20 protein-coding genes and 2 pseudogenes are annotated in these 16599 nt (G+C 43.3%); all 22 read right to left on the bottom strand.

Translation table 11 applies throughout. The features are described from left to right. Positions 1-41: 41 nt before the first annotated feature. Complete coding sequence (locus DWY89_RS04745) at positions 42-1436, bottom strand: hypothetical protein (protein WP_118524443.1); 1395 nt, start codon at positions 1434-1436, stop codon at positions 42-44. A 92-nt stretch (positions 1437-1528) separates the two neighbouring features. Next, positions 1529-1885 (bottom strand): type II toxin-antitoxin system PemK/MazF family toxin, encoded by a 357-nt coding sequence (locus DWY89_RS04750; RefSeq protein WP_055272584.1) that lies wholly within the window; start codon positions 1883-1885, stop codon positions 1529-1531. 9 nt (positions 1886-1894) lie between these two features. Then, positions 1895-2380: a hypothetical protein gene (locus DWY89_RS04755; protein ID WP_243022736.1), complete on the bottom strand. Its 486-nt coding sequence runs from the start codon at positions 2378-2380 to the stop codon at positions 1895-1897. Further along, complete coding sequence (locus tag DWY89_RS04760) at positions 2349-3722, bottom strand: DEAD/DEAH box helicase (RefSeq protein ID WP_118524444.1); 1374 nt, start codon at positions 3720-3722, stop codon at positions 2349-2351. Before DWY89_RS04760 ends, DWY89_RS04755 begins: the two co-directional genes overlap by 32 nt. Then, on the bottom strand, positions 3703-3984 hold the full coding sequence (locus DWY89_RS04765; protein ID WP_118524445.1) for a VRR-NUC domain-containing protein: 282 nt from the start codon (positions 3982-3984) through the stop codon (positions 3703-3705). The genes DWY89_RS04760 and DWY89_RS04765 overlap by 20 nt, the downstream gene beginning before the upstream one ends. Before the next feature lie 216 nt (positions 3985-4200). Further along, positions 4201-6585, bottom strand: coding sequence for a virulence-associated E family protein (locus DWY89_RS04770; RefSeq protein ID WP_207663372.1), 2385 nt, complete (start codon positions 6583-6585; stop codon positions 4201-4203). Then, complete coding sequence (locus DWY89_RS14350; RefSeq protein ID WP_021943365.1) at positions 6542-6688, bottom strand: hypothetical protein; 147 nt, start codon at positions 6686-6688, stop codon at positions 6542-6544. The genes DWY89_RS04770 and DWY89_RS14350 overlap by 44 nt, the downstream gene beginning before the upstream one ends. A gap of 9 nt (positions 6689-6697) precedes the next feature. Continuing rightward, positions 6698-8632, bottom strand: coding sequence for a DNA polymerase (locus DWY89_RS04775; protein WP_118524447.1), 1935 nt, complete (start codon positions 8630-8632; stop codon positions 6698-6700). Next, positions 8613-8783, bottom strand: a complete 171-nt coding sequence (locus tag DWY89_RS14355) for a hypothetical protein (protein WP_004843284.1) — start codon at positions 8781-8783, stop codon at positions 8613-8615. The genes DWY89_RS04775 and DWY89_RS14355 overlap by 20 nt, the downstream gene beginning before the upstream one ends. 70 nt (positions 8784-8853) lie before the next feature. After that, complete coding sequence (locus tag DWY89_RS04780) at positions 8854-9396, bottom strand: DUF2815 family protein (protein ID WP_004843285.1); 543 nt, start codon at positions 9394-9396, stop codon at positions 8854-8856. A 3-nt stretch (positions 9397-9399) separates the two neighbouring features. Further along, on the bottom strand, positions 9400-10527 hold the full coding sequence (locus DWY89_RS04785; protein WP_118524448.1) for a DUF2800 domain-containing protein: 1128 nt from the start codon (positions 10525-10527) through the stop codon (positions 9400-9402). Continuing rightward, entirely contained in the window at positions 10527-10856 is a 330-nt protein-coding gene (locus tag DWY89_RS04790) for a hypothetical protein (protein WP_243022738.1), read from the bottom strand. The genes DWY89_RS04785 and DWY89_RS04790 overlap by 1 nt, the downstream gene beginning before the upstream one ends. A 14-nt stretch (positions 10857-10870) precedes the next feature. Continuing rightward, positions 10871-11062, bottom strand: coding sequence for a hypothetical protein (locus DWY89_RS04795; RefSeq protein WP_118524450.1), 192 nt, complete (start codon positions 11060-11062; stop codon positions 10871-10873). Between the two features lie 10 nt (positions 11063-11072). Continuing rightward, positions 11073-11474, bottom strand: a complete 402-nt coding sequence (locus DWY89_RS04800; RefSeq protein WP_118524451.1) for a DUF4406 domain-containing protein — start codon at positions 11472-11474, stop codon at positions 11073-11075. An 87-nt stretch (positions 11475-11561) separates the two neighbouring features. After that, a complete protein-coding gene (locus tag DWY89_RS04805; RefSeq protein ID WP_004843290.1) occupies positions 11562-11897 on the bottom strand; it encodes an HTH domain-containing protein in 336 nt (111 codons plus the stop codon). A 447-nt stretch (positions 11898-12344) separates the two neighbouring features. Then, complete coding sequence (locus tag DWY89_RS04815; protein ID WP_004843292.1) at positions 12345-12524, bottom strand: hypothetical protein; 180 nt, start codon at positions 12522-12524, stop codon at positions 12345-12347. A 12-nt stretch (positions 12525-12536) separates the two neighbouring features. Continuing rightward, positions 12537-13694 carry a helix-turn-helix transcriptional regulator gene (locus tag DWY89_RS04820; protein ID WP_039959803.1) on the bottom strand — a complete coding sequence of 386 codons (1158 nt, stop codon included), beginning with the start codon at positions 13692-13694 and terminating at the stop codon, positions 12537-12539. 363 nt (positions 13695-14057) lie between these two features. After that, positions 14058-14303, bottom strand: a complete 246-nt coding sequence (locus tag DWY89_RS04825) for a hypothetical protein (protein ID WP_233447377.1) — start codon at positions 14301-14303, stop codon at positions 14058-14060. A gap of 486 nt (positions 14304-14789) precedes the next feature. Continuing rightward, positions 14790-14909 (bottom strand): annotated as a pseudogene (locus tag DWY89_RS14795) (sigma-70 family RNA polymerase sigma factor); the annotation flags it as partial. 294 nt (positions 14910-15203) lie between these two features. Next, positions 15204-15464: pseudogene (locus DWY89_RS04840) on the bottom strand (topoisomerase DNA-binding C4 zinc finger domain-containing protein); the annotation flags it as partial. A gap of 169 nt (positions 15465-15633) precedes the next feature. Further along, positions 15634-16371, bottom strand: a complete 738-nt coding sequence (gene erm(B), locus DWY89_RS04850; RefSeq protein ID WP_008687088.1) for a 23S rRNA (adenine(2058)-N(6))-methyltransferase Erm(B) — start codon at positions 16369-16371, stop codon at positions 15634-15636. A gap of 124 nt (positions 16372-16495) precedes the next feature. After that, the gene (locus DWY89_RS04855) at positions 16496-16579 is read right to left on the bottom strand and encodes a 23S rRNA methyltransferase attenuation leader peptide (RefSeq protein ID WP_001814874.1); all 84 of its coding nucleotides are present in this window, start codon (positions 16577-16579) and stop codon (positions 16496-16498) included. Positions 16580-16599: the final 20 nt, after the last annotated feature.

The raw sequence follows: 16599 nt of genomic DNA on the forward strand, positions 1-16599 counted from the left end.
TTAAAAAGTCAGTACACCCTTAGTACACCTTTAGTGAACCTCTAGTACACCATCCAATCATCATGTTTCTCGCTTTCCACAAAGTATTTATAACCATGCTCCTTAAGTATTTTTCTGATTGCTTTTTCTAAACGTTCCTGATCATTTGATGCCGTATACTTGATGCACTCTAAACTGATACCGTTCTGCTCGCAATATTGTCTTTTTCTCTCATCATACTTTATCTGCCGATTAAATCTATCTGATGCAATACTGTTATCCTCTGCCACATAAGTTCCAAATTCATCATAATAACCTTTTTTATAATGATGCGGTCCCTGTAGTTCTATAGCCAGATCAATGATTGGTTTTCCATCTTTATCAGCAGATTTAGATAATACAAAATCAAAACGAAGCCCTCTGCCCGAATCACCTACTAAGCCATCAAAAGATTTTTCCCTGATATAAGTAATCCCTAGCTGATCCAATATATCCATTGTTTTTGCTTCAAAAGATGATACCTCATGACAACTACAGCATTTATCCAAATAATAACCTCTGTCCTCATCATAAAGGATTTTCATGTTAGATGAAAGTATGTCCTCTTCTTTTCCACAGATTTGACAAACACATGCATATTTCTTTGCAATTGTTATTATAGGTTTTCCATCCCCCGATTTATCCAATGATAAATGCTGTGGATCTATACACTCTTTTATAAAATAGCTGTCCCAATACTGATTCGAAAAATCTCTTTTATACGAAGAATCATAGTGAACTACTGCCTCAAAATCATCATATCTGTGCTTTTCTTCATATTGTTCCTGCTCTTTTCTCCTTCGCTCTTGTTCAGCTTCATCTCGTTCCTTATCATATTGGAATGATAGCCGACAGCTCTTTTTCTCTGTTTCCATTATCTTCCTTGAAAAGATACTGCATTCCAGTTCATATTTTTTATTATATGGTTGTTTAGCTGCAATACTCTTTTCTATATCATCATATTCATCCAATATTTTTTGTAAATATGACACCATCGGTGCCAGTGACTTCTTTCTGTACCACTGTGCCCACGAATTTGCAAAACTAATGGCATCTTCGTTTTCCAGATTCTTTATAAATCTATGTTTTGGTGCAGTCATATCTGCCACCATAGCAGCTATTTTTTCTCTGCCATATTTTTTTACAAGTTTTTCTTTATCATCATACGAATATTTTCTGTCCAATTCGGGTCTTTGTTTTGGAAACGCTAACCCATTCGGAACTAAATAATCATTGCCATAATTTCTTTCGTAATGATACTTCTCCTTACAACTGTCACAGAAAATCTCAACTGCCGTATCATTCTCTTTTTCCTGTCCCCAGTCATTTGACAAATATATTCTGTAAAATTGCAAATAGCCTTTTCCACAAGCACATTTTGCACTATATGGTCTTCTGTAATCTTCTTCATATGACATAGAACATCACTTCCTTCCCAAGTCCCCAAACATATAAAAACATATTAAGATTTTACCATAACCCAAACAAAAAAGACAGCCGTCTGACTGCCTTAATTGTACTCTGCATATGCACCTATCTGTATCTGGAGTGCCACGGTAATCTGCTCCATGACCATGTCATCCAGCACTTCCCCGATTCTTTCTCCGAGCCTTGTTTTATCAAGGGTTTCCACCTGTTCCGCCAGTGCCATGCTCGGTTTATTCAGACCGCTGCCTTTGGGAATCTGCACGTGGGTCGGAAGATACTTCTTTTTCCACACCCTGGCTGACAGCGGAACGACCGTAACCACAGGTGAATGCTTATTCGCCTTATTATTGCTTACCACCAGTGCCGGACGGACACCGCCCTGCTTGCTTCCATCTTTTTCTCCAAAATCCACATAATAAATATCTCCACGCTTACACATAAAAACCTCCTATCCGAGGACAAAGGCTTCCACCTGTCTGTCCCTCAGTTCATACTGTTTATCAAGTTCCTTCAATGCTGCTTTTCTGTATTTTGCTATCATCGTATGGCTCACATGGTATCTTTCCATCATAATGTCCCATGTCATGTCCTCATCCAGAAGATCCGTGATAATGCTTCTATGTCTTTCATCCAGTCCGTTCACTGCATGCTCAAAAAAATCCAGTTCTTCCTTCAGGAACATATATCTGTGGAAAAGGAAACCGTACCACTCGTCATTCTCCCTTTCCATTGCAGCCTTATATTTGACTGCTATGTTTGCCGTTTTATCGGAAAGAGTACTCGTCTGCACCCTTTCCCCTTCCTGATGGGAATAAAGCATGGAATCGATCATGTCCTGTTCGCTCACTCCCTGAAACTGACGGAGCTGGAACTCAGTCACGGTCAGTTCCTTTTTCATATTCTTATATTCCTTCATCATTACTTCTGCCGTCATCCGTCATACCTCCAATCCTTGCCTTTACTGCTTCTATCATTGCATTCTGTGTAGTATCCTTTTTTTCGATTGCCCGGAGGATATCTTCATCGACCGTTCCTTCTGTCACCAGATGCTCTATGACAACTGTATGTTTCTGCCCCTGTCTGTAAAGTCTGGCATTTAACTGCTGATACAGTTCAAGGGACCATGTAAGCGAGAACCATACAATGGTTGAACCGCCTTCCTGAAGATTCAGTCCGTGTCCTGCCGATGCCGGATGGATCAGTGCCACCGGGATTTTTCCTTCATTCCAGTCCTCGATATCCTTCTTGGTATTGATATACCTTGCCGGAAACCGTTTCAATATCCGCTCCCTGTCATGCTTGAACCAGTATGCAACCAGAAGCGGTTTTCCGTTTGCCGATTCGATCAGGTCTTCCAGAGCATCCAGTTTTCTATCATGGATATTACGGACATTGCCGGATTCATCATAGACCGCACCGTTTGCCATCTGCTGGAGCTTGTTGCTCAAGACTGCTGCATTTACCGCATCGATGTCCTGTCCTTCCCCGTATTCGAGGATCATTTCATCTGCCATCCTGTCATAAAGCCCCTGTTCGGATTCCGACATGGAAACGGACACCCGGTTGCTTATGCATTCCGGCATATCAAGATAATCCACTGCTTTCATGGAAATGCTGATATCGGAGATCAGTTCATATATTTTTTCTTCTGCCCCTTCCCTCGGTTTATACGAAAAGATGATCTCTCGATTCCGCTTATCCGGCAGAAAGAACCTGTCACGGTATCCGCTGATATATCTTCCAAGCCTCTGCCCCATATCAAGGATTCCAATCTCTGCCCATAAGTCCATGAGGTTTCCCGGTGTTCCCGTAAGCCCGACCACACGTTTTGCCATCGGCCTTACTTTTTTCAGGTCTTTGAACCTCTGTGCCTTCGGGGACTTGAAGCTCGACAGCTCATCAATGATGACCATGTCAAAATCAAAAAATATATTTTTTGTCATCCAAGAAACATTGTCCCTTCCAATAATCGTCACATCGGCTCCTGACAGAAGCGCTTCCTTTCTCTGCTCTGCAGTTCCCATTGCCACGGCAAATGTCATGCCGTAAAGATGCTCCCACTTTTTTATCTCTGCCGGCCATGTGGTCTCTGCCACGCGCTTCGGTGCTATCACCAAGATCCGTCTTACTTCAAAATAGTCAAACAGCAGAAGCCACAGTGCCGTAAGCGTGATGACCGTTTTGCCAAGTCCCATATCAAGGATCAGGCAGCTCACAGGATGTTCGATTATAAAATCTGTTGCATACTGCTGATAATCATGTGCTTTGTATTTCATCTAGGATACCTCCGATCTGTTCAATATTATCAACTACATAAACGGGAAAGCCTAACCCCTCAAGCATCCTCTTTCTCTTTAGCTGAAGCGGTCTCGGTTTCTTCCCCGGTGCTTTCAGTTCCACGAATGCCATTTTTCCGTCCGGCATCAGGACGATGCGGTCAGGCACTCCATTCATACCGGGTGATACGAACTTCAGTGCCATGCCTTTCCGCTTTTTTACTTCTTCCCTCAAATGTCTCTCTACTGTACTTTCTAGCAAAACCAGGTACCTCCTTTGCCGATTGCGGTTGCCATATGCCTTTAACTCCTATACGCGCATATATACATGAATTGCTCTTTTTATCTTTATTTTTAATTCTCAACTGGATTTAATGGGAAACTGGGAAACTAAGAACCGCAACCCCTTATTTTCCAAGGTGTCAGCACGGTTTCCGACTACCGTTGCCATCTGCATCTGGGAAACCACGGAAACCGCCTAACGGGTTTCCTCTGGTTTCTCATCCATCCGCACAAAAGTCTTCTGCACTCCGTAAAGGGGGACTTTGGTCTTGCCCGTGGTATTGGAATCATACTTCTTCCATCCCCCGATCTTGTTTAAGATGCCTTCGATCTCATAGGAATCTGCCTTCTTTAAATTCTGGCGCTCCTTGCCGAAGCACTCCACCCAGATCTCCATGATGCACACACGCTCACGCATAACCGTTCCTTTGACACCGACCGTCTCGAACTCTCCTCCACCAAGGAATGCCCTTCTCTGATAGATATCCATTGATGCCCAGTTGTCCGGCAGCAGTCTGTCAAGATAGTCCTGCACGATTCCCTCACGGTCATCCGACTCCATTGCCTCCTGCTGCATCTTGTATGCTTCCTCTGCCTCCGCACCTTTTAAGAACAGCTCCTCACCTTCGTTATACAGATGGATTGCCTCTGCCCAGATCTGGTCGACACAGTCAAGCTCCCACGGGTGGTGTTTTCCTGTCCCCGGCACATGCACCGGCCAGAATCTTCTGTTTCCTGTCACGTCACGTAAGAATCCGCCCTCGGAGTTGGTGCTTCCCACAATGATGCACTTTCTTGGATGCGACTCTACATTGACTCCGTATGCCTGACGGAACTTATCATCCTGACGGGTGACAAAGGACTTTACTACCTCGACTTCCGTCTTGCGGATACCGTTCATCTCACTGATCTCAAGAATCCAGTTTCCGAGCAGCTTTTCGGCAGCAGTCTTATCCCTCATATCTGAAATGGATAAGGAGTCCGAGAACCACTGCTTTCCAAGTATGGCAAAGAAGGTGGATTTTCCCATTCCCTGCGGTCCATTCAGCACGAGGATGGAGTCGAACTTTACTCCCGGCTTATAGATACGCGCTACCGCAGCCACCAGTGTCTTGCGGATGACAGCCCTTGTGTACGGTGAATCTTTCGCACCGAAGTAGTCGATGAGCAGTGTGTCGATACGCTCCTGTCCGTCCCAGTGAAGCGTTGCGAAATAATCCTTGATTGGATGGTAGAGCCTGTCGGATGACACTACGGCAAGCAGTGCATCCTTAAACTTGGTCGGCGACCAGATCCCGTACACCCTCTCGAAATACACTTTTGCATTTGCAAGGTCAGAGTCATTCCATCCGGGTTTTACCTGTTTCCACGGAAGCGGACCGATGACATCAATGGTATCCTTGAACTCGTTGTATACGATGTTCTTGAAATTCTCATCGTTGCGGATGATCAGTGCAATGTTTTGCAGTGTATCCTTGATATTTCCCCTGCGGTCAAGTGCCAGCTTGTTCTGCCAGTCCTCATCCGACTCTGTGGAAAATTCCTGTACCGCCAGCTCCTGTCTTTCCTTGGCAAGTGTGTTCTTCACTTCTTCATCTGCAGAAGCAAAATCCTGCATTGCTTTGAAAGATGGGAGTTTTCCCGGCTCTGTCCCTTCGGCTGCCCTTGCATCCTTGTCACCGAATTTATGAAGCCTTACCACATCAAACGCATTCATCAGCTTTCCGCAGCATGGGTCTGTGGCATGGTGGCTGTATACGAACAGGTCATCATAGACCACGACTCCGGCAGCAGAGTCCGCTGGGATATAATCGTATCTTCCGGGAATCGCCCTTGAATGCCTGTACACATCCGGGATAAATTTGTCGATTGCCTGTGTCACTGTGTATGTGCGGTTGAAGGCCCCGATCAGTCCGTCCTTGGAAAGCGGGTCGGCCTGTTTTTTGATATCCCTCTGCACAACAGATGCCTGACGGTTGCTGACCGACCACGCTGATACATCATGCCAGTCCTTATAACGGGACAGCACTTCATCGGGATCAACTTCATTCCCTTCGATTTCCTGAAACACATACTCACCGTCACTGGAAGTGCTCGGCCAGTACATGAGTCTTGATGGTTCATAGGTGGAATCATCAAAAAGTTCGATGCCGATATCCGATGCAAGCATACGGCTGACTGCCCCGTACTCATCAGGTGTCACATCCCTTGTCAGGAATATGATGATACGCAGTCTCGGCTTCTCCGGCGTATGTTTATGTGTGGAATACACTACCATCTTCATGTCAAAGAACATTTCCAGTTCATCAATGATGCCCTGTGTTCCGTAATCCATATCAAGCGTGATGGCGGATCTGGAGATTACACAGTCCTTCTTCCTGCGTCCGCCCTTCAGCTTTCCAAGGACGAATCCTCCGACATCCTTGATATTGTCCTGCTGCCCTTTCGGCATCTTCCTGTACTGCTCCATTGTTTCCGCAGTATATTTTGTCTTGGACAGACGGCTGACAAAATCTTCATATGTCATATCCGTGCAGTTAAACTTTTTGTCCATTCTTGAGTTTCCGATCGATACGAACATCCTTCTTTACCTCCTTCTTTTTACGCTTTTCCTGTTTCATAACCCGTCCGATTGCAATACCTGCGGTCGGATCCGGATACCCTTCCCTGTTGCATCCTCCCATAAGTTCCTCCTAATCTTTCTTGTAAAACGGACTTTCAAATCCGGCAGCCTTAAGCGGAAGCCCCTCACACCAGTCAGGGCATACCGCCATAATCTCATTGACTTCTTCCACCGAGGATGTTCCCTCCGGCACTTCAAGCACCACTTCATCATGGATGTGGCACACGATATCAAATCCCTTCTTTTCCAGACGGAGCATTGCCTCTGCCAGTACATCCCTTGCGGTTGCCTGGACGATGTTCTCGCAGAATTTTGCGCCATAAGATTCGATCCTCGTCCACTTGCGGTTCGTGCCGATTCCTTCATAGCTGACACTTTCCGAGCCGAAGCGGTTCACGGTCATCCTTGGTCTTACATAGGACAGCACCCTTCCGGACGGCAGTGCGATCTTTAACATCCCGGACTGGTAATATACCATCACCATTCCGACCTTTGTCATCTTCCTCTCTTTCACGGCTGCCTTTACCGCACCGTCAATCTCATACCAGTAATTCACGATGTGCGGATTTGCTGCCCTCCATGACTGCACCAGTCCTTTCAGTTCCTCTTCTTCCACAAAATTTAATGCTCCCATGCTGATAAGCGCACCTTCCGCACCGCCATACTGACAGGCAAGTGATGCCACCTTTCCCCTTGCACGGTACGGGCTTCCCTTTGTGATCTCTCCGATTGGGATATGGAACATCTTGGATGCCGTCTGCTCATAGATCTTTCCGGTGCCACGGAACTCCTCCATGACCCATCCCTCTCCGGCAAGGTAGCCCATGACCCTTGCCTCGATCGCTGAAAAATCGCTGACGATGAATCTGCATCCGGGTCTTGCCACGAATGCAGTACGGATCAGCTCCGAAAGCACATCCGGTGTGGAATCATACAAAAGCTCCACCAGGTCATATCTGCCTTCCTTTACAAGGGAGCGTGCCAGTTCCAGGTCTTCCATATGGTTCTGCGGAAGGTTGTGGATCTGCACAAGTCTGCCGGCCCATCTGCCCGTGCGGTTGGCCCCGTAAAACTGTAATAATCCATGCACCCTTCCGTCAGGACATACCGAACGTTCCATTGCTTCGTACTTCTTTACGGATGTCTTTGACATGGCAAGTCTCAACTTCATCATTTCTGCCACATCTCCCTGTGTGTTCTCCACCAGTTCTTCCACGGCAGCCTTGGCAAGGGAATCCACCTCGATGCCCTTTTCATTCAGCCAGTCCTTAAGCTGCGATACGCTGTTTGGATTTTCCAGTCCTGATATCTCATATGCCTTCTTCGTTACCGTTTCCTTATACAGAAGGTCGCATGCCACAGCGTGTCCGATAAGTTCCTGATCCACCATGATGCCCCTGTCATTGATCCTCTGGTCCATGCAGTAAAGTTCCTGCTCCCTGTCCGGTATCGGGAACTTCGTTAGTTTATTCCTGATCTGTTTTTCCACATCCACGTCACGGATGCAGTATGTCTTGAACAGTTCCCATTTCTCCGGTGCATCGGACGGAAGATTCCTTGTCCTTCCACCATTTGCCTTGGTAGGCTTGCACGGCATACAGAAATAGCGGATGAGGTCTTTTCCCTCGGACATCTTTTTCTTATCAAGGTTCAAGGCTTCCCCCACTCCTTCCAGTGACAGCGGAAGTGACAGCATGGATGCCTGTACAAGCGTGCATCTCCATCCTTCCGGTTTTAAGGAAAGACCGAAGAATCGGTTGATACAGTTCCGCTCGAATACTGCATTATAAGCGGTCTTTATTACGGAATCATCCGTAAGATATTCCATGATCTTATCCGATATCTTCTCCCCGGATGCCAGGTCAATGATCCGTGTCGGTTCGTCATTCAGACTGTATGCAAACAAAAGGATCTCGAACTGCTCCGATGCTGCATACCTGTGTACCCCGCAGTCCGGTAGTGACACATCTGAGTATGTTTCAATATCAATTGCAAGTGTGTCCATGTTTCTGTCCCTCCGCTCTTTTCTTTATTCTGCTGATCCCCGTTCTTGCTGCTTCCACATTGCCGGACTTCATCTGTCCTTTGATGGTGCGGTATGTGTTATACGGGATATATTTTTTTATGCTGTTAAGCTCCTTCATCAGTTCTTCCATGAAAGTACATCTCCTTTATGTATCCGGGCGGTGTATGCCACCGCCCTTCCTATGCTCTGCTGCTTTGTTTCTATGCGAGGAAATCGTCCTCCGCATCCACTGCCTCGAATTCATCCTTCGCATTGGCTCTGGAACCGAGAGGCTCTCCGTCCCTTAACTTCTGTACATTTCCAAGTCCGGCAGCAATGCCCTTGTTGCCGTTGCTGTTGTAAGCATAAAATGTAATGGATACCCTTCCGTAGCAGCCGGAATATACCTCGCTCTGGTCAAGAATCGGCTGTACCTGTCTGTCCACGATCTGAGGTGCCTGTTTGCTGTTGGCATTTAAGAACATACTGTCCGCATATGCCTCATCCTCCGGTCTGTCGATGTCTCCGTCCCTTAACGGTGTCTTCAGGTTCGCCGGGATCTTACCGCCCCACTTGCCTTTTCCTTCATCCTTTGCTACCTCAATTGCCTTCTTGATTTTGGCAATGGTCTCCTTATCATTCTTGTCGATGATGCAAGAGACAGAGTACTTCGGTTCGCTTCCATTGATGGAATCCGGCTCCCACAGGTGTGCATAGCTGAGTCTGCAAGGTACGATTACTTTGGTTAAGTTTGCTGTTGTCATAATTTAGTCCTCCTTAAAATCCGCTTCTGCGGTTGCTGTTTTAACTGCTTCTCTTTTATCTGAATCCGGCACCAGTGTGACCTTGCCGTCAGGCTTGTACACCAGTGAACCAAGGATCTCATTAAATTTCTTTTTGCCCATCAGCCTTTCCATCTCGGTAATGCCGATCAGGCTCTTTTTGAAGATATCCGTGTATCCGGCTTTTTGTGCTGCCTCTGCCACATCCTCTTCATCTGTATATTTACGGTTGCTTCTTCCCAGGACCAGCTTATAGCCCGGCCATTCTTTATGGTTAACTACTGCTTCATTCTGAGCATAGGTGTAAACCTCCTCTGCCCATTTCTTCAGCGCATCTGCCTTGGAAAGGACTTCTGCAATTTCCTCATCCGACATAAGAGCCGGCTCGGCAAATTCCATCTGGGCAAGTTTTAAATACTCCTCTGCCCTTGCACGGCATGTAAATCTTGCCTTGCAGAATCGGCAGTGATCTCCGGCTTTAAACTCTCCCTCGCCTGAAAGAGCCTTTGCTGCTCCCGGTTCAAGGACGTCCTTTCCCCATGCAAGCAGCTCCCCGGCTGATATCTCCCAAGTAGAAAAATGTTCGATCCTCGGCTGGACGATGGTAAGCTCCACCGTGTCGATTTCATATAAGAAACCAAGCATGTCCAACACTCCCAGTCCGTAGATCATAAGCTGAACATTCTGCTCTGCATCGACCACCACACCCTTGCCGAGCTTCAGATCGATAATGTGGATCTTATGGGAATCGACCACCACCATATCTGCAGTACCGAAACAGTCATTGATTCTGTGTGCAAGGCTGACCTTCAGTTCCACTCCGATGAATGGTTCATCACAGTCCTTCCTTGCCTGTTCGATCTGGGTGATGTTATATTCCACGTAATCATCCACGGCTTCGAGCAGTTCATCCGAATAATAATCAGATACAGGTCTTTTAGTCCTTTTCTTCAGATACTTATTGATGAGGTACTCCGCCATCGCATGCCCGGCACTCCCTTCTGCTGCGAATGGAGATTCTTCGTCTGGAAACTGCTCCTCCAACAGTAACGATGGAGGGCATTCCAGACGTCTTTTACCGGACGATGGGGAGAACCTTGCATGTCCGCCCATTAGAGCACCTGCGCTTTCTCATACAGTTCCGGCAGTTTCTCATCAGGAACATCTGACAGCTTCTGGAATCCGAACTGCTCGATCAGGTTCTTTACCTCCGAGGTCTTTCCTGATCTGGACTTGTCCGCAAGGAAGGCACGGACCGTCTTTCTGTCAACGGCTGTCTCCTTCGGTGCAGATTCATCCTTCGGTGTATCTTCCACAGGAGTTTCCTTCTTCACAGGCTTCTCCACTTTCTTTGGTGTATCTTTCTGTGCTGCAACCATCTTTCTGATTCCGGCAGCAATCTGCTCGTAGCCCTCGGCCACTAATAACAATGCCTCACTCATGGCGTTCTCTCCTTTCAAATGCGTGCCAGCTTCACATCACCTGTATACACATCGATCTTGTTTACGCTGGACTTGTACTTCCCACAGTCCATCAGAATATGGAACGGGTACTCCTTTACTACGGTTGCTCTCTTCTTTTTCTTTCCGGCAGTGATCATAAGACGGTCACCCGGATACAGTCCGTAACGGACATTGACTGCTGACATGGCGGACCTCCTACTTCAACACCTTCAGATTTCTGATAATGCCCTTATATCTGGCATCCGCACGTTTATCCACAGGAATGGTTCTGACATTCACGGGATTGAAATCTGTATCATAAAGCCTTACAGGCTTCCTTGTTTCCTTTGCATGGTCGAGTTCAAACTTCATGCCTTCCGTGATGTCGAAACCGAACACATACACCTCATCGCATATATCCATGAGTTCAAGACCCATTGCGATGCCTGTCATTCTCTCGTTTGGAATATTGTCATCGAGGAATGATGGGAAATAGAGATGTGGTACGATTGGAACGTCACCTGACATGGCAGTGATCCTTGCGTAGCTCACTGCATTCTTTTTGTTTTCCTCGACTCTGCCCCGATAAGGGCTGCAGATAAAGATCTTCTTTTTCATAATAAAATCATCCTTTCACATTCGGCTCTCATGGCCGTGGGTACTCGTCAATAATGTACTTGGATGGCAGATCGTCATCCGCCTGTCCTAGACTGCAGGACTATACTTGTTAGAGCCGTATTCACGGAGCATCTGGTCAAGCACTTTTTTCTGTTCATCATCAGCCTTGTCCATCAACTGTTCCAAAACCGAAATCTGATCCTGTGAAAAAATATTTTTATGTGGATGATACCAGTCAGCGATACGGACACCGCCTCCGTTACCTCTAGTAGTTTCAAGAGGATACTCAGCCGTAAGCACAAGAATGTCATTTCGGATAGTTCTATCCGTAACACCAAGCTCAGCAGCTAAAACCTGCATATTTTCTTGTCTTCGTGCGACCATGATTCGCATGATCTCAGCTCTTCGCTCATTTGCACTCACAGCTTTTCACCTCCCTTCGTCCTTGTCTGATAGAAATATAAAATCCAAATAGGAAGACTAATTTCCTATTCGATTTTTTTCTTGAAAATTTTTTCCTATTACCTTCTTCTCTTTATTCGCTTTTTTATTTTGAAAAAAAACGTGTTTTGAATTTTTCAAACGGAGAATATATAAGGTTAGGTATTTTTTATCTCCAATCCTGAACTGAATCTCATCGGTCAGAAGAACATCCATACTGCCCAAATGCGTATCGTAATCTGGTATCTATATACTTGTTCTCCCTTTTGTTCCTAAAAATCTTTAATTCTTTGTTCACTGCAATGTATAAGAGCAAGTAAACTTTTCTGGACCAACCTAAAAAAGGACAAAAAAATAGAGTTGCTACGCAATCTTTCGATTGCAGTAACAACTCTGGCATATAGTATCTCATAAATTATGGATCAGGGCTCAGTAGCTTGTCTGTGCTTCTTCAATTTGTTTCATAACATCCGTCAGTGCTATCCTTTCCGGATTTTTATGTACTTTTGATTCAAAATATATCTTTCCCTCATCGTCAATCAATGCATCAAACATTCTTGGCTTTGTGGGTTTGTTGCTGTTAAGATTTCTGATTTCAATTCTCTGCATCAGCACCACCTCCTATTTAAACGGCAGATCTATATCAGTCATAAAATCATCACTTGAAGGTTCTGGTACTTTAAAAGTCTTTGAGAGAACCTTTTTGTCCTTATTTAAATATGCATCAATAACACTCCTTGCCTTGTTATCAATATTTACGTGAGATGCCAATACCTCTATCTGCATGTATAAATCTATCACAGCAGATTTAATCAGATCACACGCCATAATCGTATTGCATAACGGAACTACGGATTTATCAGGAGCTACAAGATAAATTTCATAACATGCCTGTCCTTCTACGCAATTATCATCCATATTAATTGTACACGGAAGGATGTACATATCACTTTCTGCATCTTCCAATCGTGACCAATATACATTTCCAGTTACCTGTATTGCTTTTTCAGGATAGAATCTTGAAAAGAAACTGGCTACTCTATAATTTCCGTTACAATCCATGCTGTCATCATCAGGACTCTGCAATGGATGTGGTGCTGGACCAAATTCAGAGTATAAATCAGTCGGATTATTCAGCTTCTGATTTGGTTCTCTATGCCAGTACAAATTCCCACATTTGGAATCATCAGCTATTTTCTTTATAAATTCCAGGACATATTTTTCTGTCGGTGTTACCTCATCTATATTAGCTGATATCAAAAAGTCAATGCTGACTCCAAGCATCTTAGCTGCCGTTGCCACAAATTCCAATGTTGGTTCGGATGAATTATCCGGTTTTTCCAGTCTTGACATATATCCCAAGCGGACACCTGCTTCCTTTTCTATCATTCCGATTTTTACATCTGGATTTACTTTTAATAAAGCACGGATATTGTTAAAGCATGTGTACTTGTTAAAATTTTTAAAGTCATCTAATGCATCTGTTATATTTGTAAGATAATGCGCTAAACGGTTTCTCTGTTCCTGCAATACTTTTATTTCATCCCTTGATATAGCAGCAACTCCATGTGACTCCATTGCCTTTTTTACTTCGTCAGGATTAGTATTATCTTTTCCCTCAAAACTCATCATCTGTAAAACCTGTTCAAAATCGGCACATTCCGCATTCTTATCCTCAACTGCAGATTCAAGTCTCTCCTTGGCATCCAACAAATCTTCTTTTGGGCAGCATCCCAGAGATGCTTTTTGTAATAAAAGTTCAAATTCTTCATTATTCATGATAATCATCTCCTTTTTCACATCTATGAGCAAATTATAGTACCTTTTGTATCTATTGTCAATATATGCAAATTATTTTTTTCTTTGCATTTGTATGTGAATAAAATGCAAAATGCCTGACAAAAGCAAAAGTAAATAACTCATTGCTTCGTCAGGCATTGGTTGCTATGATTTTCATGCACCTATTCGCTCAGTACGAATCTTTTTATTATGTAATGATATCTGTATTATTTTTCTGCAGCACGGGCACTTGATTTGTATAGTGCCTTCTGTATCAGGCAGCACATCAAACAATCTACCGTTTTTGCAGCATGGACATGATACTTTCAGAATCTGCTCTCCCATATGCTATCCCCCATTTCTCTATAGATAATCATACGGAGAACGAAATCCTGTTCTCTTCTGTACTTGTTTCTTAGGTAAGCAACTTTGTGCTTCTTCCTTCGAAGAAAAAAGCCTGCTTGCCCTAAGTTGTATACCGCCTGATGTATTTTCTACAAAACGGACAGTAAAAAAATCTCTGCTCCTTTTCAGAACAATCACTTCTCTGACAATGCGATTGCTTTCTATAATAAAAGCTTTATCGCCCACTTCCAGTTTGGTAACCACGTTATCGCCTCCATATAATAATTGAAGGCCAGCTAAGGGAAAGTCAGGCTGACCTAACCTTGGTGTCAAATTTGTCTCTGTTTAACATTAATAACCTCAGGTAGCGAACCTGAGGTTATTATATCGAACATCTGTTCTGTTGTCAATAGTTCATTTACGTGCCCATTGGATTATTCCGGAAATACGCTGCGGACGAATTTCTCCAGTATAGAATCAAACGTTCCTCCGGCAACATCACCATTTATTATTTCTTTCCGCTTATCAGCATAAGTTATCTGAAGGTAATAACTACAACCGTCACACACATGTCCTTCAATAACATTCTTCTCCCATAAGGGAGCTCCTATGATTTTCTGCAGACTGCATGCAAGTCTGTATACCTTCTTTTCAGATACCTTCTCTTCCTTCTTAAACTGATATTTACGATTCTGCCCTTGATATATATATTCTTTACACCTTCCATCAGGATATATTTCATATACCCATTTCTTTATTCTTACGACGGTTTAATTCCTTGTAATAATCTTTCACGACACTACGGACAACTTTCTTTAAACAACTTTCAAAACGACATTGAACTGTTTTCTGGAAGTCAGACGGTTTCATCAATCTCACCTCCTTTCCTTTATGATTTGAAAAGTGTTTATCCCTCTTTCCGCACCATATAAGGACAGCTAGGTGTGATTTAATGACCTCTTTTGAAAAATTTTTTAAATTTTTTCGGGTATGAAAAAAGCCCGCACAAAACATATAGTCTGTACGAGCCTTTAAAGCTAAAACATAGTAATATTGTATCATTAAGAATCACAAATCACAAGTGATTTGTGATTAATCACTTGTGATTTGTGATAAGTGATTTGTGATTAATATATAAAAGCCCTCTTTAAAGGGCTTTTATGTTTATTTTGAAAAAGAGATAAAATCAATATATCCCTTTTCCCCAATTTTTACAACGGCATTGTAGGGCTTTTTCTCTTTGTTTTTGATTCCTTTTACCAGGGTTTCTTTTCCCTCCAGTAATTCTTTTACATTCGTTTTGGTTAGTTTTTTCTTTCTAAAATGTTCAGCTAAAGTAAACTTACATTCAGGATAATTTGAACAACCATAAAACGATTTTTTTAATACAATATTGTTGCCACACTTAGGACATTTTCCTACAAGGGGTCCCGAGCGCTTAGTGGGAATTTGTACCCCTTATCGATACAAATTCCCCGTAGGCGCTAGGGACCTCTTTAGCTTCTTGGAAGCTGTCAGTAGTATATCTAATAATTTATCTCCATTCCCTTTAGTAACGTGTAACTTTCCAAATTTAAAAAAGCGACTCATAGAATTATTTCCTCCCGTTAAATAATAGATAACTATTAAAAATAGACAATACTTGCTCATAAGTAATGGTACTTAAATTGTTTACTTTGGCGTGTTCCATTGCTTGATGAAACTGATTTTTAGTAAACAGTTGACGATATTCTCGATTGACCCATTTTGAAACAAAGTACGTATATAGCTTCCAATATTTATCTGGAACATCTGTGGTATGGCGGGTAAGTTTTATTAAGACACTGTTTACTTTTGGTTTAGGATGAAAGCATTCCGCTGGCAGCTTAAGCAATTGCTGAATCGAGACTTGAGTGTGCAAGAGCAACCCTAGTGTTCGGTGAATATCCAAGGTACGCTTGTAGAATCCTTCTTCAACAATCAGATAGATGTCAGACGCACGGCTTTCAAAAACCACTTTTTTAATAATTTGTGTGCTTAAATGGTAAGGAATATTCCCAACAATTTTATACCTCTGTTTGTTAGGGAATTGAAACTGTAGAATATCTTGGTGAATTAAAGTGACACGAGTATTCAGTTTTAATTTTTCTGACGATAAGTTGAATAGATGACTGTCTAATTCAATAGACGTTACCTGTTTACTTATTTTAGCCAGTTTCGTCGTTAAATGCCCTTTACCTGTTCCAATTTCGTAAACGGTATCGGTTTCTTTTAAATTCAATTGTTTTATTATTTGGTTGAGTACTTTTTCACTCGTTAAAAAGTTTTGAGAATATTTTATATTTTTGTTCATGTAATCACTCCTGAAGTGATTACATCTGTAAATAAATACAGAAGTTAAACGATTTGTTTGTAATTTTAGTTATCTGTTTAAAAAGTCATAAGATTAGTCACTGGTAGGAATTAATCTAACGTATTTATTTATCTGCGTAATCACTGTTTTTAGTCTGTTTCAAAACAGTAGATGTTTTATCTACATTACGCATTTGGAATACCAACATGACGAATCCCTCCTTCTTAA

The sequence above is a fragment of the Clostridium sp. AF27-5AA genome (assembly GCF_003478415.1).
Taxonomy (GTDB): Bacteria; Bacillota; Clostridia; order Lachnospirales; family Lachnospiraceae; genus Otoolea; species Otoolea fessa.

Bases quoted from the DNA above. Each gene is read 5' to 3' on its own strand.
- DWY89_RS04745 (WP_118524443.1), bottom strand. From the start codon at position 1,436: ATGTCATATGAAGAAGATTACAGAAGACCATATAGTGCAAAATGTGCT.
- DWY89_RS04750 (WP_055272584.1), bottom strand. From the start codon at position 1,885: ATGTGTAAGCGTGGAGATATTTATTATGTGGATTTTGGAGAAAAAGAT.
- DWY89_RS04755 (WP_243022736.1), bottom strand. From the start codon at position 2,380: ATGACGGCAGAAGTAATGATGAAGGAATATAAGAATATGAAAAAGGAA.
- DWY89_RS04760 (WP_118524444.1), bottom strand. From the start codon at position 3,722: ATGAAATACAAAGCACATGATTATCAGCAGTATGCAACAGATTTTATA.
- DWY89_RS04770 (WP_207663372.1), bottom strand. From the start codon at position 6,585: ATGTTCGTATCGATCGGAAACTCAAGAATGGACAAAAAGTTTAACTGC.
- DWY89_RS14350 (WP_021943365.1), bottom strand. From the start codon at position 6,688: ATGGGAGGATGCAACAGGGAAGGGTATCCGGATCCGACCGCAGGTATT.
- DWY89_RS04775 (WP_118524447.1), bottom strand. From the start codon at position 8,632: ATGGACACACTTGCAATTGATATTGAAACATACTCAGATGTGTCACTA.
- DWY89_RS14355 (WP_004843284.1), bottom strand. From the start codon at position 8,783: ATGGAAGAACTGATGAAGGAGCTTAACAGCATAAAAAAATATATCCCG.
- DWY89_RS04780 (WP_004843285.1), bottom strand. From the start codon at position 9,396: ATGACAACAGCAAACTTAACCAAAGTAATCGTACCTTGCAGACTCAGC.
- DWY89_RS04785 (WP_118524448.1), bottom strand. From the start codon at position 10,527: ATGGGCGGACATGCAAGGTTCTCCCCATCGTCCGGTAAAAGACGTCTG.
- DWY89_RS04790 (WP_243022738.1), bottom strand. From the start codon at position 10,856: ATGAGTGAGGCATTGTTATTAGTGGCCGAGGGCTACGAGCAGATTGCT.
- DWY89_RS04795 (WP_118524450.1), bottom strand. From the start codon at position 11,062: ATGTCAGCAGTCAATGTCCGTTACGGACTGTATCCGGGTGACCGTCTT.
- DWY89_RS04800 (WP_118524451.1), bottom strand. From the start codon at position 11,474: ATGAAAAAGAAGATCTTTATCTGCAGCCCTTATCGGGGCAGAGTCGAG.
- DWY89_RS04815 (WP_004843292.1), bottom strand. From the start codon at position 12,524: ATGCAGAGAATTGAAATCAGAAATCTTAACAGCAACAAACCCACAAAG.
- DWY89_RS04820 (WP_039959803.1), bottom strand. From the start codon at position 13,694: ATGAATAATGAAGAATTTGAACTTTTATTACAAAAAGCATCTCTGGGA.
- DWY89_RS04855 (WP_001814874.1), bottom strand. From the start codon at position 16,579: ATGTTGGTATTCCAAATGCGTAATGTAGATAAAACATCTACTGTTTTG.